This window comes from Actinosynnema sp. NPDC004786 (assembly GCF_053601135.1).
Genome location: NZ_JBSGBG010000046.1, coordinates 44,556 through 58,801, shown reverse-complemented (window position 1 = coordinate 58,801; position 14,246 = coordinate 44,556). Strand labels below are relative to the sequence as shown.

Sequence of the window (14,246 nt, the reverse complement as noted above, 5' to 3'; positions counted from 1 at the left end):
GGACGGGCAGGTCGGCGGGATGGCACGGAACCCTTCGCTCGGGGGAGGGCCGTGTGGTCGCCGCGGAGACAGCGAACCCGCCGGTTGGGGGAGGGCGGTGTGGTTGGGTCAGGACACCGGCCAGGTGTGGACCGGTTCGTTGCTGTGCATCAGGTCGCGGTAGGTGCGCAGCATCCGGCGCAGTGCTTCCGGGCGGTCCAGGGCGGTGTGGTCGTAGTGGTGGTGGAACGACCTCGCCTGCCACGTCGCGCCGTTGACGCCGGTCAGGCAGCGTTGCTCGATGACGCCCAGCAGGCGGTCCCGTTCGGCCGGGTCGACCTTCATCCGGACCAGGCCCTCGTGGGCCATCGGGAGCAGGCGGCGCAGGACGAGTTCGGCGACGGGCACGGTGCCCAGGCCCGGCCAGTAGACCTGGGCGTCCAGGCCGGCGCGGGCGCCGGCGGTGAAGTTCTCCTCGGCGGCGCTGAAGGACATCTGGGACCACAGCGGCCGTTCCTCCTCGGCCAGCACGCGGACCAGGCCGTAGTAGAACGCGCCGTTGGCCAGCATGTCGACCACGGTCGGGCCGGCGGGCAGGGTGCGGTTCTCGACGCGCAGGTGCGGTTGGTCGCGCACGACGTCGTAGACGGGGCGGTTCCAGCGGTAGATGGTGCCGTTGTGCAGCCGCAGCTCGGCCAGCGACGGCGTGTCGCCGCGTTCCAGGACCTGCACCGGGTCTTCCTCGTCGCAGATCGGCAGCAGGGCCGGGAAGTAGCGGACGTTCTCCTCGAACAGGTCGAAGATGGACGTGATCCACCGCTCGCCGAACCACACGCGCGGCCGGACCCCCTGTTCCTTCAGCTCGTCGCTGCGGGTGTCGGTGGCCTGCTGGAACAGCGCGATCCGGGTTTCCCGCCACAGCTCCTTGCCGAGCAGGAACGGCGAGTTGGCGCCGACCGCGACCTGGACGCCCGCGATGGCCTGCGCGGCGTTCCAGTACGGGGCGAAGTCCTCCGGCGACACCTGGAGGTGGAACTGCGTGCTCGTGCAGGCGGCTTCCGGCACGATCGAGTCGGCGGTGAGCTGGAGCCGCTCGACGCCGCTGATCGAGATCTGCAGGTCCTCGCCCCGGGCGGCGAGGACCTGCTCGTTGAGCAGCGTGTAGCGGGGGTTGCCCGAGAGGGCGTCCACCGCCAGGTGCTTCGGTTGCAGCGTCGGCAGGATGCCGATCATCACCATGTGCGCGTCGACGTCGCGGGCCTTGTGCTCGGCCTCGTTCAGCGACCTCCGCACCACGTCCTCGAACGCCGAGATCCCGCCGCCGGTCAGCAGCCGGGGCGCGACGTTGATCTCCAGGTTCCACTGGCCCAGCTCGGTCACGAAGTCGGGGTCGGAGATCGCCTCCAACGCCTCGGCGTTGCGCATCGCCGGGTCGCCCGCGTCGTCGACCAGGTTCAGCTCGATCTCCAACCCGGTGGTCGGCCGGTCGAACTGGAACCTCGACTCGCTGAGCATCCGGGCGAACACGTCCAGGCAGCGGCGCACCTTCGTGCGGTACCGCGTCCGGTCATCTCGGGTGAATTCCTGCCGCCCGACCTCGTCGCCCATACCGCCGCCTTCCGCACCCTTCGATCAGCGCGCGGGTACCGCGATCGCGGTCACCACAAACCCCTCCCGGGCCAGCCAGCGACCGGTGAACCCGTCCAGCGGCACCCCGTCCACCAGGGGCGGCTCGATGAGGATCCGCGCGGTGAACGTGCCGTCGTCCGGGTTGATGGTCACCTCCGCATCCTCGAACCCCAGCCACTTGCGCGCCAGCGGGAACCACGCCTTGTACACCGTCTCCTTCGCGCTGAACAGCAGCCGGTCCCACGCGACCTTGTCGCCGGCGGCCCGCAGCTCACCCATCCGGGCCAGCTCGCCGGGCACCGCGATGGCGTTCAGCACCCCGTCGGGGGTCGGCGCGTTCGGCTCGGCGTCGATGCCGATGGTCCACACCTGCGACGCCAGGCCCACGGCGGCGGCCCGGTAGCCGTTGCAGTGCGTGATGCTGCCCACGACCCCCTCGGGCCACAGCGGCTCGCGGTTCGGGCCCGGCAGCAGCGGGCCGGGCCGGAACCCGAGGGCGGTCAGCGCGGTGCGCGCGCAGTGCCGGGCCGTGGCGAACTCGCGGCGTCTCTTGTCCACCGCACGGGCGACGTGTTCCTCCTCTTCGGGGAACAACCGCACCCCGTCGGGGTCGCCGAACGAGTCGACCGCCGACACCGGCGGGGGGAGCAGGTCGGTGATCATCGGGCGTCCCCCTCGCGCAGCACGTCCAGCAGCGGGGCGGCGGTCCAGCCGCGCGGCTGCCACTCCCGCGGGTAGCCGAGCGACACCTCGTCGAAGCGGACGCCGTCCTTGCGGATCGTGCGCGGGATGTGCAGGTGCCCGTAGACCATCACCGCCGCGCGGAACCTCAGGTGCCAGTCCGCGGTCCGCTCCGTACCGCACCACAGCGCGAATTCGGGGTACCGCAACACGAACGTGGGGTCCCGGACGAGTGGCCAGTGGTTGATCAGCACGGTGCGCAACGACGGGTCCACGGCGCGCAACCGGCGCTCGGACTCCTCGATCCGCGCCGCGCACCACGCCTCGCGGCTCGGGTACGGGTCGGGGTGCAGGAAGTACTCGTCGGTGCAGATGACGCCGGCCTCCTGCGCCACGGCGAGCGCGGACGCCTTGTCCGTCGTGCCCGCCGGGCGGAACGTGTAGTCGTAGAGGGTGAACAGCGGCGCGACCGCCACCGGGCCGCCCGCGCCCTCGAACACCGCGTACTCGTCCTCCGGCGTGAGCACGTCGATGCTGCGGCACAGCTCGACGAGCTGCTTGTACCGCACCTCGCCGCGCGCCTGCGCCGGGTCGTCCTTCGTCGTCCACAGCTCGTGGTTGCCCGGCGACCACACCACCTTGGCGAACCGGCCGCGCAGCACGCCCAGCGCCCACTCGATGTCGTCGAACTTCTCCGCCACGTCGCCCGCCACGATCAGCCAGTCGCCGGGTGAGCGCGGGCGGATCGCGTCGACGAAGTCGCGGTTCTGCTGGTAGGTCACGTGCAGGTCGCTGGTGGCGAGGAGTCGCGGCGGAGTGGTCACGCTTTCGAGCGTATCCGTGCACGGCGCGCTCCGGGGAGTGACCGCTCATCCGCTCGTCGCTCTGGCGTGGCCGTTCGGCGGAGCGCGGGGGGCCGCGTGACGCTGGACCACTCCCGTTCGGCGCGCGTTCCCTTACCAGGGGGCGTCGGTGTTCCTAGCGTGATGGGCATCACGACAGTCCTGGGCGGAGGACCTGATGACCAACTACGTACGACCAGCGCAGCCGTTCGGTCGGACGGTGGGCGCGGAGATCGCCCGGCAGGTGCAGCAGCACGCGCACCCCGCGGTCGCTCCCCGGCGCACCGACGACGCCGCCCTGGCCATGTTGCTCCGCGCCCGCCAGCGCGGGGACGCCCAGCGGCAGGAGCCGTGGGTGCGCCGGGCCCCGGAAGCGCCTCCCCGACCGCCGCACGCCGAGGTGATCGAGCAGCTGGCCGTGCGCCTGGTGCCGCCGTCGCTGTGGGCCGTGGTCGAGCCGCTGCTCCCGCCGGCGAAGGTCCGCCGGCAGGGCGGTGGCCGGGGCCGGGTGTCGGACCGCGCCATCTTCACCGCGATCGTGTTCGTCCTGACCAGCGGTTGCGCCTGGCGGCACCTGCCGCCGACGTTCGGCGTGACGGTGCCGACCGTGCACCGGCGGTTCCAGGAGTGGACCGAGGCCGGGCTGTGGCCGCGGCTGCGGCGGGTCGCGGTGGAAGGTCTGGCGGAGGACGCCGAGTGGCTGCGGCTGGTGCTCGAAGCAGCGGAAAGGCGCGGCGCGCGCGCCGCGGGGTGAACGAACGGGGACCGCGTGCCCGCGGTTCCCGATGGAGGTGTGTCCCGATGGAGCTGTCGAGACGCGAGGTGGCCCTGCTCCGGGCGACCGCCGCGGACCGGGTCGACCTGACCGGCAGCGCGGAGCCGGACGTGCGGGTGGACGGGTTGCCGTTCTGCGACCCGACCGCGGCGCGGGCGCTCGTGCACGCGGGCCTGATCGAGGCGGCGACCCCGGTCGCGCCCGGCCACCGCGCGCCGGCCCGCCTCACCGCCGCGGGCGCGGCGGCGCTGGACCTGGCGTTCGTCGCGGCCTGAGGGCCGGTTGACCGGGGCATGACTCCCGTCCACGCGACCGTCGTCGAAGGCCCCGCCGACGTGCCGCCGGCCGTGTTCCTGCACGGGGTGCTGAGCTGGGGCGCGGACGACGACCACGGCTTCGGCGCGCAACGCCCGCTCGCCGCCCACCGGCGGTTGCTGCTGGTGGACCGGCGCGGTTTCGGGAAGAGCCCCGACCTCGACGGCCCGCACGGCACCGACTACGAGGTGGACGCCCGGGACGCCGTCGGGCTGCCGGGCGACGGCGCGCACCTGGTCGGCCACTCCTACGGCGCGGTGGCCGCGATGCTCGCCGCCGCCGCGCGGCCGGACCTGGTGCGCTCGCTGTGCCTGGTCCAGCCGGGCGCGCTGCGCCCCGCGGCGGACCACCCGGTCGTCGCCGAGGCCCCGGCCCGCGCGCGTGCCGCGGTCGCGGAGCTGCCGCCCGACCTGACGGCGGAGGAGTACCTGAGGCTGTCCGCCGGGTCCGTCGGCCTGCCCGCGCCCGAGCCGACGCCCGCCCGGCTGCGGGCCGCCCGCACGACGATGCGCGAACGCCCGTGCTGGGACGCCGACGTGCCCCTCGGGCCGCTGTCCGACGCGCCGTGGCCCGCGCTCGTGGTCCGCGGCGACTGGGAGGGCGCGCCCGAGGCGTACCGCAGGCTCGCGGGCGTGCCACTCCAGGACGCCGCCGCGGTGATCGCCGACCGGATCGGGGCGGACCTGCTCACCGTGCCCGGCTACTACCCGCACGTCCAGCGGGCGGCCGAGGTCAACGCCGCGCTCGCCGCGTCGTGGGCGCGGGCCGACGCGGCGTGACCGCCGCGCTCACAGCCGCGCGAGCCTGGCGGCGAGGTCGGCGAGCACCCGTTCGGCCTCGGGCGGCGGCAGCTCGTCGAGCGTGGACGTCGCGGGCACGCCCTGGAAGCGGTTGAGCGCGGGCGTCGCGTGGAACAGGCTCGGCCCGACCAGGACCGCCGAGTCGAGGAGCCGGAACGCGTCGTTCACCGCCTCGCCGAACGAGCCGTGGCGGTCGCGGTGCACTTCGCCCGCGTGCATCGCCACGTGCGGGCTCACCTCGTGGTCGAACCGCCCGTCCCGGAGCCCGCGGGCGAGCGGCGGACCAGTCGCGCGCCACGACCGCCTTGGGCACCCCGTCGCCGAGGCTCGGGGTGTCGAGATCGGCCGGGACCAGGCCGCTTCCCGGAACGAGTCCGGCACCGGGTCGGTCAGCGCCGAGGTGGCCGCCACGCCTGGCGGTCGATGCGGGGGGCGACGACGGCGACGATGGTGTGGTGCACCGCGCAGTCGTCCGGCTCGGTCATCGCCCCACCCCCCGTGATCGGCTCAGGCGTGCACGCCTGCCTGGTACTTCGGCACCCGCACACTGATCTTCGTGCCCAGCCCCTGCGCCGTTTCCACGACCAGGCCGTAGTCGTCGCCGTAGCAGCGCCGGAGCCGCTCGTCGATGTTGCCGAGCCCTATCCCGGCGGTCTCGCCCACCTGCCCCGCCAGCGTGCGGCGCAGCGCGTCCGGGTCCATGCCGATCCCGTCGTCCTCGATGGTGATGTGCGCCTCCGCGCCCGCGTCCGCCGCCAGGATCGAGATGTGCCCCGGCCCGACCTTGCCCTCCATCCCGTGCCGCACCGCGTTCTCCACCAGCGGTTGCAGGCACAGGAACGGCACGGTCACCGGCAGCACCTCGGGCGCTATCTGCAACGTCACCTTGAGCCGTTCGCCGAACCGGGCCCGCTCCAGCGCCAGGTACTGGTCGATCGACTTCAGCTCCTCCGACAACGTGGTGAAGTCACCCGCCCGCCGGAACGAGTACCGGGTGAAGTCGGCGAAGTCCAGCAACAGCGTGCGAGCGCGCTCCGGGTCCGTGCGCACGTAGGACGCGATGGCGGACAACGAGTTGTAGATGAAGTGCGGCGAGATCTGCGCCCGCAGCGCGCGGACCTCCGCCTCCACCAACCGGGTCCGCGACCGGTCCAGCTCGGCCAGCTCCAGCTGTCCCGACGCCCACCGCGCCACCTCGTTCGTCGCCCGCACGAGGCCCGCCGACGCCTCCCGGCTGTACGCCGCCAGCACGCCGACCACCCGGCCCTCCACGGTGAGCGGCGCGAGGACGGCCGTGTGCACGGGGCAGTCGGGCGCGGAGCAGGTGATGTCGAACGCCCGGGTGCGGCCGGTGTCGAACACGTCGGCGGCCAGGCCCATCGCCTCGGCCGCGTGGTGCTCGCCGTCGCCCTCCCACGCCACGACCTCGGTCTCGTCGGTCAGCGCGAGCGCGGGCGTGCCCAGCAGCGTCCGCAGGTGCTTGGCCGACTTCTTCGCCGCCTCGGGCACGAGCCCGGCGCGCAGCGGGGGAGCGGCGGACCACGCGGTGTGCAGCGTCTCGAACGTGATGCGCTGCTCGTGGGTGAGGAAGTCGTTGCGGGTACGGGAGGTCCAGCCCAGCGTGATCACCACGGCGAGGCCGACGACCAGGATCGCGCCCGCCGTCCACAGCCCGCTCACAACCGGTCCTGACTGCGCAGGCCCAGGTTCTCCGGCGCGTGCAAGCGCACCATGACGTGGTTCACCCCCGGTGGCACCTTCCGCGGTGTCAGCAGCGACACCACGTACATCACGACGAAGCCCAACGGCACGGTCCACGCGGCGGGCCGGGCCAGGAACACGTGGTACCACGCGCCGCCGCCCCCGGCGCTGATCGTCACCAGACCGGCCACCAGCGCGGGCAGGCCGCCCGCGACCATCCCGGCGACCGCGCCGACCGTGGTGATGCGCGTGCTCCAGATGCCCAGCACGAGCAGCGGGCACAGCGACGACGCGGCCACCGCGAACGCCAGGCCCACCATGTCGGCCACCGGCACCTTGCCCACCAGCCAGGTCATGCCCAGCGGCACCAGCACGGCCAGCACCGTGGACATCCGGAACCCGCGCACGCCGCGCAACCGCAGCACGTCCCGGCTCAGCACGCCCGCCAGCGACACCATCAGCCCGGACGACGTGGACAGGAACGCGGCGAACGCGCCGCCCGCCACCAGCGCGCCGAGGAGCTGACCGCCCAGCCCGTCGATCATCCGGCTCGGCAGGACCAGCACCACGGCGTCCGTGTCGCCGGTCATCAGCAGCTCGGGCGTGTAGAGCCGGCCGAGCGCGCCGTAGATCGGCGGCATCAGGTAGAACACGCCGAGCAGGCCCAGCACGATCAGCGTCGTGCGCCGCGCCGCGCGGCCGTTCGGGTTGGTGTAGAAGCGCACGATCACGTGCGGCAGGCCCATGGTGCCCAGGAACGTGGCGATGATCAGCGAGTACACCGCGTACAGCGGGAACCGCTCGCCGCCGCGCATGGGCAGCGCCCACACGTCGTTGGTGTTCACCGGGATCGACCGCACGTGCGGCACGGCCGCGCCCTCGGGGAACGTGAACCGCGTCCCGGCGGCCACGGTGTGCTCGCCCTCGGCCAGCTCGCCGCTGCCGTCCACGGGCCGGCCGTCCACCCGCCCGACACCGGTGAACGGCGTGGCGCGCGGCGCCTCGACGACCGTCGCCGTGTCGAAGGTGACCGTGGTGCGCTGCGGGAACTCGGGGAACGCGGGCCCCGTCAGGTCACGCGCGCCGTGCGCGTGCCAGGCCAGCACCAGGAACACCACGGGCACCGCGATCGCGGTCAGCTTGAGCCAGTACTGGAACGCCTGCACGAACGTGATGCTGCGCATCCCGCCGGAGATCACGTTCGCGGTGACCACCACCGCCACCACCAGCGCGCCCACCCAGTCGGGCGCGCCCGTCACCGTGTGCAGGGTCAGCCCCGCGCCCTGGAGCTGCGGCAGCAGGTACAGCCACCCGATGCCCAGCGCGAACACGCTCGCCACGGCGCGCACCGCGGGCGAGGCGAACCGGGCCTCGGCGAAGTCCGGCAGCGTGTACGCGCCGCTGCGGCGCAGGGGCGCGGCGACCAGCGCGAGCAGCACCAGGTAGCCCGCCGTGTAGCCGACCGGGAACCACAGCATGTCCGGCCCGTGCGCGAAGATCAGCCCGGCGATGCCGACGAACGACGCCGCGGACAGGTACTCGCCGCCGATGGCCGAGGCGTTCCACCACGGCGACACGGTCCGCGAGGCGACGAAGAAGTCCGACGTCGTGCGCGAGATCCGCAGCCCGTACGTGCCCACCAGCATGGTGCCGACCGCGACGACCAGCACCGCGATGATGCCGTACGTGCTGCTCACGAACGCTCCACCAGCTCCGCGAACTCGCGCTCGCCGCGCTCGGCCTGGCGCACGTAGAACCAGCCCGCGAGCACGAACACCGGGAACACCAGGCAGCCGAGCAGCAGCCACGGCAGGGGCAGGCCCAGCAACCGCTGCGCGGCGACCTGCGGCGCGAGCGTGAACACCAGCGGCAGGGCCGCCACGCTGCCGCACACCACCGCGCACAGCAGCAGCCCGAGCCGCCGCTGGGTCCGGATCAGCGACCGCATGTAGACCGCGCCCAGCTCGCTCTGCTCGTCGATCTCCCGCGACGCCGGGTACGGGCGGGGCGCGCGCGGCGCGCGGGTGCGCGGGCTCGTCACCACGACCCGCTGGGTGGGCGGGCGCTGCGGCGAGGTCACGACGGCTGCCGGTTGCGGCGCACCAGGAGCTGCCGGAGGTGCCGGGCGTGCCGCCGGCTGACCGGCAGCACCGCGCCGCCGATGTTGACGCTGAGGTGCCCGTCCTCCAGCCGCAGCTCGTCGATGTGGCCGAGCGACACGAGGTGGCTGCGGTGGATGCGGACGAACCCGGCGGAGCGCCAGCGCTCCTCCAGCCCGTTCAACGCCGCGCGGACCAGCCCGCTGCCGGTCGCGGTGTGCAGCCGGGCGTAATCGCCGTGCGCCTCGACGTACCGGATGTCCGCCAGCCGGATGAACCGGGTGATTCCGCCGAGTTCGACCGGAATGACCTCGTCACCCACATCGGGCGTTTTCTCGGCCGGCGCGGCGGCGGCCGGTTCCACCGCCTTGGAATCGAGCACTTCGTGCACGATCCGGTGCACCGACTCGGCCAACCGCTCCGCCCGGACGGGTTTGAGCAGGTAATCGAGCGCTTTCAGTTCGAATGCCTCGACCGCCGGTTCCTGGTGCGCGGTGACGAAGACGATGCGCGGCGGTTGGGCGAACCGGGACAGCACGCGGGCCAGGTCGAGCCCGTCGAGGCCCGGCATCCGGATGTCGAGGAACACGGCGTCGACCGGCTGACCGGCGTCCATGGCGCGGTGCAGCGTGCGCAGCGCCTTGGTCGCGTCCGTGACCGCCTCGACGTGGGCGACGCGCGGGTCGGAGCGCAGCAGGTAGACGAGGTCTTCGAGCGCGGGGGCCTCGTCGTCCACGGCGAGCACCCGCAGCGTGCGCTCGAGCGCCCCCCGGCGCTCCGGGCCCTCGCAGAGGGGGCAGGGGAGTCCTGAGGTCATGGAGTTCCAATGCGGTGCGGTCGGCAGCGTCGGCGATTAGACCACCGGACGCCTATCCTCACCCTTCGGGGTGGCCAAGGGCAATGACCGCCGCGCGGCCTGGGCGTCACCCAGCGTCATCTCCAGTTCGAGGAACGCCTCCTCGGCCCGCCGCGCGGCCAGCGAAACCGACGCCGCCGCCGCGCTGCCGACCAGCCTCCGGGTCGGCTCGCTCAGGCCCCGCACCACGTCCGACCACTCGTTGGCCACCCGCGCCAACTCCGTCAACGCGCAGACCAATTCGGCGGGCGTGCGTGGCGCCGGGTCCGCGATCCGCGCCAGGTCGACGTGCGGATCGGAATCCATGACATCCCCCACCGGTGAGCCGCCGAAGTATCGGAACTTGATGCTCTCGTTCCCCGACGACGTGGTCAACGACCCAGAGGAGTGGTCTCGATTGGTGGGGTAAACCGAAACGCTAGGCCGTCCCCGCTCGCGAATCGAGGACTTCGCCGACCACGGCGAGGATCACGGGATCGCGCAGCAACCGGGAAAGGGTCGCCAGTTCGGCCGCTTCGTGGTCGATGTCACCCGCCGTCGACCACGACGGCGACAACCGCTCGTCCGGCACGGATTCGGTTGCGGGCGGCAGCCGGAGCCCGATCAGCAGCGCGCAGGCGTTGAACGCGAGGTCGTCGTCGCGGCCGCGGTCGTGCAGAGCGGTCTGCACGGCGTCGGCCAGGGTGTGCGGGACGCGGCCGGTCAGCTCCAGCTGGGCGTCCCGGATCTCGACCGTGCGCCGGTAGAGGAGGAGGTGGATCGACCGGGTCGGGAGCAGCGTGACGAACCGGTGCGGCGGCGGCAGCAGCACCACGCCGGGGACGGCCCCGGTCAGCTCGGTCCACAGCCCGGTCAGGCGGCGGTACGCGACACGGCGGCGGTGCCCGAGCCGGACTGCGGCCGTCCAGCGCCGGGCGCGTGCCCCGTGACGGCGGAGCGCGTGGCGGATCGCGGCCTTCCGACGGTGTGCGTGCTTCCGACGGTGTGCGTGGCGGAGCGCGCGGCTGATGGGTGCGGGTTCGCCCCGGCCGTGCGGCACGCGGCCGGTCGCGGCCTCCCGGCGGCGGGAGCGGGCGGGGTCGGTCACGGGCGGGGGCGCACCTCGAGGTGGAAGGCGGTGGACACGCGGCCGAACGTCCGGTCCACCGGCAGGCCCGTGGACCGGCCGGCCTCCTCCAGGATGAGCGCGGCGGCCAGCTCGGCCTCCGCCTCCTGCGGCGTCGAGTAGCGGGTCCGCATCAGCACCCGGCGCACCACGGCCGGGTCGAGGTCGCCCAGGAGCGGGGACAGCGCGCCGGCCGCGTCGGTCCCGTGGTCGCACAGCATGTGGCCCAGCTCGTGCAGCACGATGTTCTGCTGGTGCAGCGCGCTCGCGCCCCGGGTGAAGAAGACGTGGTCCGCGTCGGCCGTGGAGACCCACATGCCGCACGGCACGTCCGGTCCCGCCTGGTCGACCACGTGACCGGGCTCCGTGCGGCCGGGCACGGCCCGGTGTTCCGGGCCGGCCGCACCACGAACCACCCCGACCACGGCCGGGAGCCCTCGCTGCGAGGGGTCAGGCCAGGTCCGCCAACGCCACGGCGGCCATGGTCGCGAACTCGCCGAAACCGCTGCGGGAGGCGAGGTCGCGGCCCACCCGCGCGTGGCGCAGGGCTTCGGCCCGGCGGCCGTCGGCGGACAGCGCCCGGACCAGGTGGATGTGCGACCGGGCGATGCCGTAGCGGTAGTCCGCCGCCGTGGCCAGCTCCAACGCGCGCCGGTGCGCCGCCACGGCCCGGCCGGGTTTGCCCAGGTGCCGCAGCACCAGGCCGAGCGCGTTGTGCACCTCCGACTCGATGCGCGGGCTGCCGCCCAGCTCCTGCGCCAGCGCCAGCGCCCGCTGCGCCGTCCGCAACGCCTCCGCGTGGTCACCGCCCAGGCACAACGCCGCCGCCAGGTGGGCCGTCGCCTCGGCCCGCGCGTGCCGCGCCCCGGTCCGGTACCACGCCGCCATCGCGTGCCGCAGCAGCTCCACCGCGCCCTCGTACTCGCCGGTCGCCGCGTGGCACCGCCCGAGCAGCGCCGCGCAGGCCGCCTCCAGGTTCACCCCGTCGGCGGTCCGGGCCAGCTCCAGGCCCTCGCTCAGCAGCGTCTTCGCCGCCGCGGACTCTCCGCGCATCATCCGCACCGCGCCGAGCCCGGCCAGCGCCCCGATCCGCACGTGCGGCCCGGCCCACTCCTCGCGGGTCAACGCCATCATCCGCTCGAACGACGCGAACGCGGTCGGCAGCTCGCCCAGCTCCAGGTGCACCACCCCGGCCAGCCCGGCGTGCAGCCACACGGTCGGACCGGACGGTCGTGCCGACCGCAGGTAGCGCTGGGCGGTGCGCAGGTTGCCCAGGTTGCGGTGCTCGGCCGCGAGCCACACCAGCATCATGGTCTCCGCGTCGTGGTCGCCCGCCGTCCGGGCGGCGCCCAGCGCCGCGTCGATGGCGTGCACGAACTCGACGTGGTGGCCGTGCGAGCCGAAGTACCCGCCGACCGCGTCGATCAGCCGCCACGCGAGCGGCAGCGGGCCGTGCGCCGCGCAGTGCTCGGTGGCCGCCAGCACGCTGGGCCGTTCCGCGTCCAGCCACGCCCGCGCCGCGTCGGGCGTCATCCGGGGCGGCCCGGACACGCCCAGCTCCGGGTACAGCACGTCGCCGACCTCGACCGCCGTGCGCAGGTACCAGTCGAACAGCCGCCGCCGCGCGGCCTCCAGGTCCTCGCCCGCCGCCGCCGCGCGGTCCGCCGCGTAGTCGTGCAGCAGGTCGTGCAGCGCGAACCGGTCCGGCCCGACCCGCTGCACCAGGTGCGCCGACGCCAGGTCCTCCAGCAGCCCGCGCGCCGCGTCCTCCGGCGCGTCCAGCAGCGCCGCCGCGCCCGCCACGCTGAAGTCCGGCCCCGGCAGCAGCCCGGTCAACCGGAACAGCCGCGCCGCGTCCGGCGGCAACGCCGCGTACGACAGGTCGAACGCGCGCCGCACCGCGGCCGTGTCGTCGTTGTCCACCGCCAGCGCGGCCAGCCGGTCGCCGCCGCGCAGCTCCTCCACGTAGGACGTGACGTCCACGTGCGACGAGCCGACGAGGTTGCCCAGTGCGATCCGCAGCGCCAGCGGCAGGTAGCCGCACAGCCGGGCCAGCTCGCCGAGCGCGTCGAACTGCGCCACCGCCGCGTCCGCGCCGAGCGACCGGGCCAGCAGCTTCCACGCCTCGTCGCCGCGCAGCACGTCCAGCCGCACCGCCGTGCCGCGCAACCGCAGCTCGTTGCGGCTGGTGACGAGCACCGAGCAGCCGGGGTCGCCGGGCAGCAGCGGACGCACCTGGTCCACCGAGGCCGCGTTGTCCAGCGTGATCAGCACCCGCCTGCCGCGCAGCCGGGTCCGGTAGGCGCGGACCAGCTCCTCCTCGTCGACCGGGATGTGGTCGGCCCGCACGCCCATGGCCCGCAGGAACCGCGCCAGCACGGCGGACGTCGGCAGGGGCGGCGACGTGGAGTGGCCGCGCAGGTTCACGTACAGCTGGCCGTCGGGGTACCGGTCGCGCACCGCGTGCGCCACGGAGACCGCGAACGCCGTCTTGCCCACGCCCGGCGGCCCGCACACCACGACGGTCGCCGTGCCGCGCGTCAGCATGCCGGTCACGCGGGCCAGCTCGGCGCCGCGGCCCACGAAGTTGCCCACCGGCGCGGGCAGCTGCGACACCGGCGACCACGTGCTCGCGGCCGGCTGGTGCAGCGCCGGGTCCCCGGTCAGGATCGCGTGGTGCACCGCGCGCAGCGAGTCGCTGGGGTCCACGCCCAGCTCCCGCGCCAGCGCCGTGGACGCCTGCCGGTAGGCGTCCAGCGCGTCGGCCTGCCGGTTCACCCGGTACAGCGCCACCATGAGCTGCGACCAGAACCGCTCCCGCAGCGGGTGCTGCGCGGTCAGCCGGCGCAGGTCGGCGATCACCTCGTCGGACCGGCCCAGCCGCAGCTTGACGTCCACCAGCTCGGAGATCACCCGCAGCCGCTGCTCGGCGAGGTTCGGCGCCTCCGTCTCGTGCAGCGACTCCGACGGCACGTCCACCAGCGGCGGCCCGTGCCAGCAGCCCAGCGCCCGCTCGTAGGACTCGGCGGCGGCGGCCAGGTCCGCCGCGGCGGCCAGCTTCGCGCCCTGCTCGGCCGCCTCCTCGAAGCGGTGCAGGTCCAGCGCCCGCGGCGGCAGGTCGATCCGGTAGCCGGTCGGCGTGGTGTGGATGAGCTGCGGCTCGCCGAGCGCGCGGCGCAACCGCATCACGTACACCGGCAGGGTCTGCGCCGCGCGGTCCGGCGGCGCCTCGCCCCACACGCGGCGGATCAGGTCGCTCGCCGGCACCGAGCGGTTCGCGTCGAGCAGCAGGGCCGCCAGGACGATGCGGTGCTTGGCGGCGGTGACCGGGACCGAGCGGCCGTTCCGCCGGACCACGAGGGACCCCAGCACGCCGAATTCGTCCTGAGACAGGGTCAACCGCCTCCGCTCCCTCCCGACGTGGACGTGCTCGTACCCGGTCCGCGGCCGTGCCGTCGGACCTA

Annotated in this window: 14 protein-coding genes and 1 pseudogene; 3 read left to right on the top strand and 12 right to left on the bottom strand. The window is 74.2% G+C overall.

Translation table 11 applies throughout. From position 1 onward, the window contains the following. Window positions 1-108 precede the first annotated feature (108 nt). The 3 genes from ACWEFJ_RS31670 to ACWEFJ_RS31660 are packed head-to-tail and all read right to left on the bottom strand — an operon-like array spanning window position 109 to window position 3,113. Window positions 109-1,587 carry a glutamate--cysteine ligase gene (locus ACWEFJ_RS31670; protein ID WP_378087699.1) on the bottom strand — a complete coding sequence of 493 codons (1,479 nt, stop codon included), beginning with the start codon at window positions 1,585-1,587 and terminating at the stop codon, window positions 109-111. 24 nt (window positions 1,588-1,611) lie between these two features. After that, the gene (locus ACWEFJ_RS31665) at window positions 1,612-2,271 is read right to left on the bottom strand and encodes a 4'-phosphopantetheinyl transferase family protein (RefSeq protein WP_378087697.1); all 660 of its coding nucleotides are present in this window, start codon (window positions 2,269-2,271) and stop codon (window positions 1,612-1,614) included. Continuing rightward, complete coding sequence (locus tag ACWEFJ_RS31660; protein ID WP_378087695.1) at window positions 2,268-3,113, bottom strand: metallophosphoesterase family protein; 846 nt, start codon at window positions 3,111-3,113, stop codon at window positions 2,268-2,270. Before ACWEFJ_RS31660 ends, ACWEFJ_RS31665 begins: the two co-directional genes overlap by 4 nt. A 418-nt stretch (window positions 3,114-3,531) precedes the next feature. Here ACWEFJ_RS31660 and ACWEFJ_RS31655 point away from each other — a divergent pair. The 3 genes and pseudogenes from ACWEFJ_RS31655 to ACWEFJ_RS31645 form a co-directional block, all read left to right on the top strand. Beyond that, a pseudogene (locus ACWEFJ_RS31655) lies at window positions 3,532-3,873 on the top strand (transposase); the annotation flags it as partial. 59 nt (window positions 3,874-3,932) lie between these two features. Beyond that, the gene (locus ACWEFJ_RS31650) at window positions 3,933-4,181 is read left to right on the top strand and encodes a hypothetical protein (protein WP_378087693.1); all 249 of its coding nucleotides are present in this window, start codon (window positions 3,933-3,935) and stop codon (window positions 4,179-4,181) included. Between the two features lie 18 nt (window positions 4,182-4,199). Then, a complete protein-coding gene (locus ACWEFJ_RS31645) occupies window positions 4,200-5,000 on the top strand; it encodes an alpha/beta fold hydrolase (protein WP_449715982.1) in 801 nt (266 codons plus the stop codon). Between the two features lie 9 nt (window positions 5,001-5,009). Here ACWEFJ_RS31645 and ACWEFJ_RS31640 read toward each other — a convergent pair whose 3' ends face one another. The 9 genes from ACWEFJ_RS31640 to ACWEFJ_RS31600 form a co-directional block, all read right to left on the bottom strand. Then, entirely contained in the window at window positions 5,010-5,246 is a 237-nt protein-coding gene (locus tag ACWEFJ_RS31640; RefSeq protein ID WP_449715981.1) for a hypothetical protein, read from the bottom strand. Window positions 5,247-5,528: 282 nt separating this feature from the next. Continuing rightward, complete coding sequence (locus ACWEFJ_RS31635) at window positions 5,529-6,701, bottom strand: histidine kinase (protein ID WP_378087689.1); 1,173 nt, start codon at window positions 6,699-6,701, stop codon at window positions 5,529-5,531. After that, window positions 6,698-8,419: a sodium/solute symporter gene (locus ACWEFJ_RS31630; protein ID WP_378087687.1), complete on the bottom strand. Its 1,722-nt coding sequence runs from the start codon at window positions 8,417-8,419 to the stop codon at window positions 6,698-6,700. The genes ACWEFJ_RS31635 and ACWEFJ_RS31630 overlap by 4 nt, the downstream gene beginning before the upstream one ends. After that, window positions 8,416-8,802, bottom strand: a complete 387-nt coding sequence (locus tag ACWEFJ_RS31625; protein ID WP_378087685.1) for a DUF485 domain-containing protein — start codon at window positions 8,800-8,802, stop codon at window positions 8,416-8,418. Before ACWEFJ_RS31625 ends, ACWEFJ_RS31630 begins: the two co-directional genes overlap by 4 nt. Further along, the gene (locus ACWEFJ_RS31620) at window positions 8,799-9,638 is read right to left on the bottom strand and encodes a LytR/AlgR family response regulator transcription factor (protein ID WP_449715980.1); all 840 of its coding nucleotides are present in this window, start codon (window positions 9,636-9,638) and stop codon (window positions 8,799-8,801) included. The genes ACWEFJ_RS31625 and ACWEFJ_RS31620 overlap by 4 nt, the downstream gene beginning before the upstream one ends. Window positions 9,639-9,674: 36 nt before the next feature. Continuing rightward, entirely contained in the window at window positions 9,675-9,983 is a 309-nt protein-coding gene (locus ACWEFJ_RS31615) for a hypothetical protein (protein WP_378087681.1), read from the bottom strand. A 112-nt stretch (window positions 9,984-10,095) separates the two neighbouring features. Continuing rightward, window positions 10,096-10,764, bottom strand: a complete 669-nt coding sequence (locus ACWEFJ_RS31610) for a DUF6545 domain-containing protein (RefSeq protein ID WP_449715979.1) — start codon at window positions 10,762-10,764, stop codon at window positions 10,096-10,098. Next, window positions 10,761-11,162, bottom strand: coding sequence for a hypothetical protein (locus tag ACWEFJ_RS31605; protein ID WP_449715978.1), 402 nt, complete (start codon window positions 11,160-11,162; stop codon window positions 10,761-10,763). Before ACWEFJ_RS31605 ends, ACWEFJ_RS31610 begins: the two co-directional genes overlap by 4 nt. 70 nt (window positions 11,163-11,232) lie before the next feature. After that, on the bottom strand, window positions 11,233-14,181 hold the full coding sequence (locus tag ACWEFJ_RS31600) for an AfsR/SARP family transcriptional regulator (RefSeq protein ID WP_378087675.1): 2,949 nt from the start codon (window positions 14,179-14,181) through the stop codon (window positions 11,233-11,235). Window positions 14,182-14,246: the final 65 nt, after the last annotated feature.

What these genes read in the sequence shown, in the direction of transcription:
- ACWEFJ_RS31670 (WP_378087699.1), bottom strand. Translation starts at nt 1,587, where the DNA reads ATGGGCGACGAGGTCGGGCGGCAGGAATTCACCCGAGATGACCGGACG.
- ACWEFJ_RS31665 (WP_378087697.1), bottom strand. Translation starts at nt 2,271, where the DNA reads ATGATCACCGACCTGCTCCCCCCGCCGGTGTCGGCGGTCGACTCGTTC.
- ACWEFJ_RS31650 (WP_378087693.1), top strand. Translation starts at nt 3,933, where the DNA reads ATGGAGCTGTCGAGACGCGAGGTGGCCCTGCTCCGGGCGACCGCCGCG.
- ACWEFJ_RS31645 (WP_449715982.1), top strand. Translation starts at nt 4,200, where the DNA reads ATGACTCCCGTCCACGCGACCGTCGTCGAAGGCCCCGCCGACGTGCCG.
- ACWEFJ_RS31620 (WP_449715980.1), bottom strand. Translation starts at nt 9,638, where the DNA reads ATGACCTCAGGACTCCCCTGCCCCCTCTGCGAGGGCCCGGAGCGCCGG.
- ACWEFJ_RS31615 (WP_378087681.1), bottom strand. Translation starts at nt 9,983, where the DNA reads ATGGATTCCGATCCGCACGTCGACCTGGCGCGGATCGCGGACCCGGCG.